Annotated in this window: 6 protein-coding genes; 3 read left to right on the top strand and 3 right to left on the bottom strand. The window is 34.4% G+C overall.

What is annotated here, in order from left to right:
* Positions 1–149: 149 nt before the first annotated feature.
* Together ACOOWA_RS16765 and ACOOWA_RS16760 are read right to left on the bottom strand one after the other, a co-directional pair.
* The gene (locus tag ACOOWA_RS16765; RefSeq protein WP_421376944.1) at positions 150–1,061 is read right to left on the bottom strand and encodes a DUF3078 domain-containing protein; all 912 of its coding nucleotides are present in this window, start codon (positions 1,059–1,061) and stop codon (positions 150–152) included.
* Between the two features lie 202 nt (positions 1,062–1,263).
* A complete protein-coding gene (locus ACOOWA_RS16760) occupies positions 1,264–2,196 on the bottom strand; it encodes a DUF3078 domain-containing protein (RefSeq protein ID WP_421376942.1) in 933 nt (310 codons plus the stop codon).
* Between the two features lie 208 nt (positions 2,197–2,404).
* Between ACOOWA_RS16760 and ACOOWA_RS16755 the strand changes: the two genes are divergently transcribed.
* The 3 genes from ACOOWA_RS16755 (at position 2,405) to gdhA (ending at position 5,871) form a co-directional block, all read left to right on the top strand.
* The gene (locus ACOOWA_RS16755; protein ID WP_421376941.1) at positions 2,405–3,172 is read left to right on the top strand and encodes a rhomboid family intramembrane serine protease; all 768 of its coding nucleotides are present in this window, start codon (positions 2,405–2,407) and stop codon (positions 3,170–3,172) included.
* A 39-nt stretch (positions 3,173–3,211) separates the two neighbouring features.
* Complete coding sequence (gene dprA / locus ACOOWA_RS16750) at positions 3,212–4,321, top strand: DNA-processing protein DprA (protein ID WP_421376953.1); 1,110 nt, start codon at positions 3,212–3,214, stop codon at positions 4,319–4,321.
* A gap of 191 nt (positions 4,322–4,512) precedes the next feature.
* Entirely contained in the window at positions 4,513–5,871 is a 1,359-nt protein-coding gene (gdhA, locus tag ACOOWA_RS16745; RefSeq protein WP_421376939.1) for an NADP-specific glutamate dehydrogenase, read from the top strand.
* Positions 5,872–6,014: 143 nt separating this feature from the next.
* Here gdhA and ACOOWA_RS16740 read toward each other — a convergent pair whose 3' ends face one another.
* Positions 6,015–6,437, bottom strand: a complete 423-nt coding sequence (locus ACOOWA_RS16740; RefSeq protein WP_421376938.1) for a hypothetical protein — start codon at positions 6,435–6,437, stop codon at positions 6,015–6,017.
* Between the last annotated feature and the right edge of the window lie 40 nt (positions 6,438–6,477).

The following is a 6,477-nucleotide window of genomic DNA, read 5'->3' as shown; positions in this document are numbered from 1 at the left end:
CGCGATGCAGAATATCGATATTGAACCTTTAAAGGAAAAAATCTCGAAACTTCTGACAGAAAAACTGGAAGTTAGTATTGAGTTTTGATCTCAACAACCATATAATAAAAGCACTTCGGTTGAAGTGCTTTTCTATTTTATTTACGCTGCTAATTCTTTAGCCAAGATTGATTATCTTTTTTATCAGAACGCTTGACTCCTTTATCAATATTATAGGCAAAACCAACTCCTAAAGTCTGTTTCAACTGTGTTTTTTGAATCTGATTGTGATCATATAAAACATCAACTGTAATATTAGAAGAAATAAATCTGTTGATTTTCATATTTAAAACTGCTCCGTAAGCCAGAACCAATCTTTCGGGATGATCCAAATAATTTGAAAATACAGAACCTGTATTAATCAGATTAATATTCTCCATTAATTTTACTTTATAAATTGCTGTTCCCAGAAAACCAAACTGAAACAACATAGAATCGCCATCGTTTTTCAATCCGTAACTACCTATTTTTTGTAAATCTTCATCCAGAACAAAAGTCATTCTTGCATTGGCGGGTCTTAGAGTCATGGTAAAATTATCGTTGGGTCGATAAGTAACCCCCAAACCTACATTCACATAACCTGGAGCCATAAAATTTGAAATTTTCTTTGCTTCCGGATTATTTCCATCTTCGTACCCCGCTGCAAATTGAGATTGCAAGCTCGCTCCCGCAGAAAGATACCAGTTTTTAGCAAATTCTTTTCCGAAATTGGTCGAAAGATTAATAACATCCTGAGTTTTCCGGGTACCGACTCCTTGTGTGTTATTTTGTCCATATCCTAAAACAATAATGTTTTCCCAAAGATATTTTCCTTTTTCGTAGGTAATATTGTAATTTGCTCCGGCAAGCCAGCCGACATTGTTAGCGCCACCGCCAACCCAATTTGAAAAAGCCGCCTGATTGAGCATTAAAGTATTCTGGGCATGAATAGACCACGCTTTTGTGGTATCTGCAACAGTTTCTTCCTGAGCAGAAACGAGAATCCCGATGAAAATTGAAATGGGTAATAAAATTTTTCTCATGATTAATTTATTTTAAAAAGCTATACACTTTATTTAATAAAATTAAACACTATTTATAAAAATAGATGTCATTTATGTCAACCTAAAGGTATCAAAAATATATTTAATCACAAATAATTACAGAATAAACAAAAGAAATCACAATTTTAAGCAAAAAAAAGTAATCCAATTGTGAATTACTTTTTTAAATATTTTAGTTTAATTATTTCCTCATCCAGGTTTGATTATCCTTTCTTGCTGATCGTTTTACACCATTATCAATATTGTAGGCAAAGCCAACTCCTAAGGTTTGTTTAACCTGTGTTTTCTGAATCTGATTATGATCGTACAGTAAATCCAGTGTTACTATAGATGAGATAAACCTGTTAATTTTCATATTTAAAAGCATATTGTAGGATAAAACCATATGATCGGGATTATCCAGATAGTTGGAGAATATAGAACCAGTATTTGTCATTTCTATATTTTCCATTAATTTTACTTTATAGATAGCGGTTCCATAGAAACCGAACTGCATCAGAAAGGCGTCGCCGTCTTCCTTTAAGCCATAATTTCCAGCCAACTGCAACTCTTTATCCAAAACAAAAGTAAATCTTGCATTGGCAGGTCTCAAAGTCACCGTTAAATTATCATTGGGTCTGTAAGTAATACCTAATCCTGCGTTTACATAACCCGGAGCCATAAAATTTGAAATTTTCTTTGCTTCAGGATTATTTCCGTCTTCAAATCCCCCGGAAAACTGAGACTGCAAACTTGCACCGGCAGAAACATACCAGCTTTTAGAAAACTGTCTTCCGTAATTGGTGGAAATATTCAGAACATCCTGAGTTTTTCTTGTTCCGACACCTTCAGTTTTATTTTGGCCATAATTCAGAATGATGATATTTTCCCAGAGATTACGATCTTTTTCATACGTGATATTGTAATTTGCGCTTCCAAGCCAACCCACATTATTGGCTCCACCACCAACCCAGTTTGAAAAAGCAGATTGATTCAGCATTACTCCATTTTTAGCAACAATAGACCAATATCTTGGTTTTTTAATGGTATCAACTGCTGCGGAATCACTGATTATCACCTGCGCAAAAGAATGTGCGCTTAAATAAACAAAAAATAACATGAATACCTTTTTCATAAATCCTAAAATTTTTCAACAGCAAAAATAAGTATATAAAGTCAAATTACCATATTTAGCACCTGCAATGCTTTCGCTAAAGAGGTCATTTAGCAGATATAAAAACTTAAAAATCATTACTTTTTGTCTCAAATAAAATTTAGAAATTAAAATCTTCGACATTTTTTCCGAAATTTATAGTTGGCTTTTGATTTGACGGCTAATCAACATGATTAAAAATATAATTCACAAAAAAGCAATCTTTGCACCCTTACTGATGCTTTCGGCAATGTGGTTGGGATACTTTCTACAGAATTTGGGATTTTTCTCAAGTTGTTTTGGTGCCATTATTCCGCTTTTGCCGGAAGGTTTGCTGGGAATTATAACTTCTCCTGTTTTACATGGCAGTGTTGATCATATTGTAGGAAACTCTATTCCCATTGCTGTTTTGCTGTTTCTGCTGTATCAATTTTATCCTGAAGTTGCAACAAAAGTCTTTATCACGGGCTGGCTAAGTTCCGGATTATTGCTTTGGTTGCTTCCGCCAATCGATATTTTGACTGGTGAATATGCTTATACTTGTACCATCGGAGCAAGTGGTGTTGTTTATGTTTTGGCATTTTTCTTATTTTTCAGTGGTGTTTTCAGATGGAACATGAAATTATTAACCATTTCGCTTCTTGTCGTTTTATATTACGGAAGTTTAATTTGGGGGATGTTTCCGGAAGAATTATTTTACAATCTTCAGGAGCCGAGCAAAATTTCATGGCAGGCCCATTTATCCGGAGCATTAATGGGAAGTGCAATGGCCTATATTTTTAAAGGCGCAGGTGAAAAAAAGAAAAAATTTATCTGGGAATTTCCAAACTATTACAGCGAAAAAGATGATAAACTTTGGCAGGAATACAAAGAAAACAATCCTGATGACTTTTTGGAGCTGCCTCACAAAAAGAGAGATGACATTTGGGATCATTTGGAAGAATTAAGAAGAAAATAAAACATAATTTCAGTACATTTGAGTAAAATAGAAACACAAATGTACAACGAAGAACAACTCTACTCTATCGCATTGCGGGAATGCAGCTTAATTGGTGATATTACATTCTACAAACTTGTAAGGATTTTCGGAAGTGCAAAAGCTGTTTGGGAAATATCAAAAAAAGAACTGAGTAAGACCAACGGAATCGGTAAAAAAATCATTGCTGATATTGGTAATCCTGAACATTTAAAATTTGCCGAAAAAGAAATTGTTTTCTGTGATAAAAATTCAATTCAGATAAAACTCAGGCATCAAAATGAGCTTCCTGATTTATTGAATGAATGTGATGATGCTCCCGCAATTGTTTACCAAAAAGGAAATTTTAATTCTCAGCTCAAAAATGTAAGTATCGTCGGAACAAGAAATATTACTTCTTACGGCAAAAAATTCATCGAAGATTTTTTTAATGAAACTAAAAACTGTAAATATCAGTCTGTTAGCGGATTGGCTTTAGGTGTAGATAAAGAAGTACATGATTATTCAATTCAAAATGAAATTCCTACGGTCGCGGTTCTAGCACACGGTTTTCATACTTTATATCCTTCAAAAAATAAGAAACTTTCAGAAAAAATATTAGAAGGAAATGGCGCTTTATTAACTGAATTTAACTCATCCAAAAAACCCGACAGAGAAAATTTTATTCAGAGAAACAGAGTTGTTGCAGGAATTTCTCCGTCTACAATCGTTGTGGAAACAGCTTTTGGAGGCGGTTCTATTTCTACAGCTACTTTTGCAAATAATTACAACCGTGAAGTTTATGCACTTCCCGGTAGAATTACCGATAAATGCAGCCAGGGTTGTAATCAATTGATTTTACAAAATAAAGCAAGTGCCATTTCGACGATAAAAGACCTTATCGATTTGCTGGGTTTTAATCAGCATTCACATAAAGTCGAAGAGCTTTTTCCATCCAGTGAAGTCTCCGTTCAATTATCTGATAATCAAGAATTAATATATAAAATAATTAAAGAAAACCCCAACATTAACCTGGATGATTTGGCACAGAAGATTTCGCTCTCCTCACATAAAATATTACCTGTAATTCTTGAATTAGAACTTTTGGGGAAAGTAAAATCATTTTCCGGGAGACAATTTACAGCAATATAAGAATTAATGATTTCTTAATATTTCATTATTTTACAAATAACATTTAATTTTTAATAAAATTTAAAACAAAATTATCAATTTAATAATATTATGTAGCATTATTATTCAATTATCAACAAATAATAAATAAGCTATTGTGAATCTTGAAAAAAAAATTAAATTTGTTGACATAATATTCAACCCTACCTAATATGGAACAATATAATATTGACCAGAAAATCCAGGAATTTATCGCTAAAATTGAGGCGAAAAATCCCAATGAACCGGAATTTTTACAGGCTGTAAAAGAAGTTGCAATCACTGTAATTCCGTTTATTTTGACAAGAAAAGAATATACCGGTATGAAGCTGCTTGAAAGAATGGCTGAAGCGGAAAGAGTTATTATTTTCAGAGTTCCATGGGTAGATGATAAAGGTGAAATTCAGGTAAACAGAGGTTTCAGAATTCAGATGAACTCTGCAATCGGACCTTACAAAGGAGGAATTCGTTTCCATCCTACGGTAAATCTTTCTGTCCTTAAATTCTTAGCTTTCGAACAGGTTTTCAAAAACTCTTTAACAACACTTCCGATGGGAGGTGGAAAAGGAGGTTCAGACTTTGATCCGCAAGGTAAAACTGATATGGAAGTGATGCGTTTTTGTCAGGCTTTCATGACAGAAATGTGCAAACATATTGGTCCTGAAACTGATGTTCCTGCGGGAGATATCGGAGTTGGAGCAAGAGAAATCGGATATTTATTCGGTCAGTACAAAAAAATCAGAAACGAATTTACAGGAGTTCTTACAGGAAAAGGTCTTGCTTACGGCGGATCATTAATCCGTCCTGAAGCAACTGGTTACGGTGTTGTTTACTTTGCTGAGCAAATGCTGAAAACTATCGGGCAAACTTTCAAAGATAAAATAGTAACTGTTTCAGGTTTCGGAAACGTAGCTTGGGGAGTTATTAAAAAAGTAAACGAATTGGGCGGAAAAGTGGTTACACTTTCTGGTCCGGATGGTTATGTTTACGATAAAGACGGTATTGACGGCGAGAAAATCGATTATTTATTAGAGCTTAGAGCTTCTGGTAATAACAGAGCCGAAGATTACGCTAAACAATATCCTTCAGCTGTATTCCACGCTGGAAAACGTCCTTGGGAAGTGAAGTGTGATGTTGCCATTCCTTCTGCAACTCAAAACGAATTAGATTTAGACGATGCAAGATTATTGGTAGAAAATGGTTGTGTTTGTGTAACTGAAGCTGCAAATATGCCTTCTACATTAGAAGCAATTAATTATTTTCTTGAGAACAAAGTTTTGTTTTCTCCGGGAAAAGCATCAAACGCAGGTGGTGTAGCAACTTCTGGTTTAGAAATGACTCAGAACTCAATCAGATTAAACTGGACTTCAGAAGAAGTTGACGCCAGATTAAAAGAAATCATGATCGGAATCCACAAAGCTTGCAGAGACTACGGTAAAGAGGAAGACGGATATGTAAATTATGTAAAAGGTGCAAACATTGCCGGCTTTGTGAAAGTAGCAGAAGCTATGTTAGCTCAGGGAGTAGTATAAAATATAAAGGTCGGGAGTTTCCCGGCCTTTTTTCTTAAAGCCTGTCCCGGGATTTATAAATGGGAAAAAGTAATAGTGAAAGTGAAAGCATTGAATGTCCAGTTCAATGCTTTTTATTTTGATATTTTAATCGGTATATAGAATTATTTATTGACAGTACCTGTACCAGACATCGGCATAGGAGCACCTGTATTTACAGTTCCACTTGTATTTAAGCTTCCAGTGGTTCCAATATTAACAGTTCCTGGTGAAGAAATTTTGTTGTCAATAATTCCCGTGCTGAGCGGCATAGTTCCGTTAGGATTTGAAGAATTAATAGATCCGTTATTCATCGTACCTAAGCTGTTATTCAAACTTCCATTAATGTTGTTTCCTGAACTAATCCCATTATTAGTGATAATATTCACATCCGATTTTAAATTTGCTCTCGGAATCAGTGTACGCTGATTTTTTGTCGAAGGTGTGGTAAAAGAAGATGTATTCGATTTATTTTTCTGAGGAACTGTTTGTGCAGAAACAGTATATATGCCTCCCAATGCAAATGCTGCTAAAAGTAACTTTTTCATAATATTATATTTTGTTGTTACAAAGTATTATACAAATAGC

Origin of the sequence: Chryseobacterium sp. GP-SGM7 (genome assembly GCF_049166575.1) — a bacterium.
Lineage (GTDB): Bacteria > Bacteroidota > Bacteroidia > Flavobacteriales > Weeksellaceae > Chryseobacterium.
This window is presented reverse-complemented; position numbering and strand designations above follow the sequence as displayed.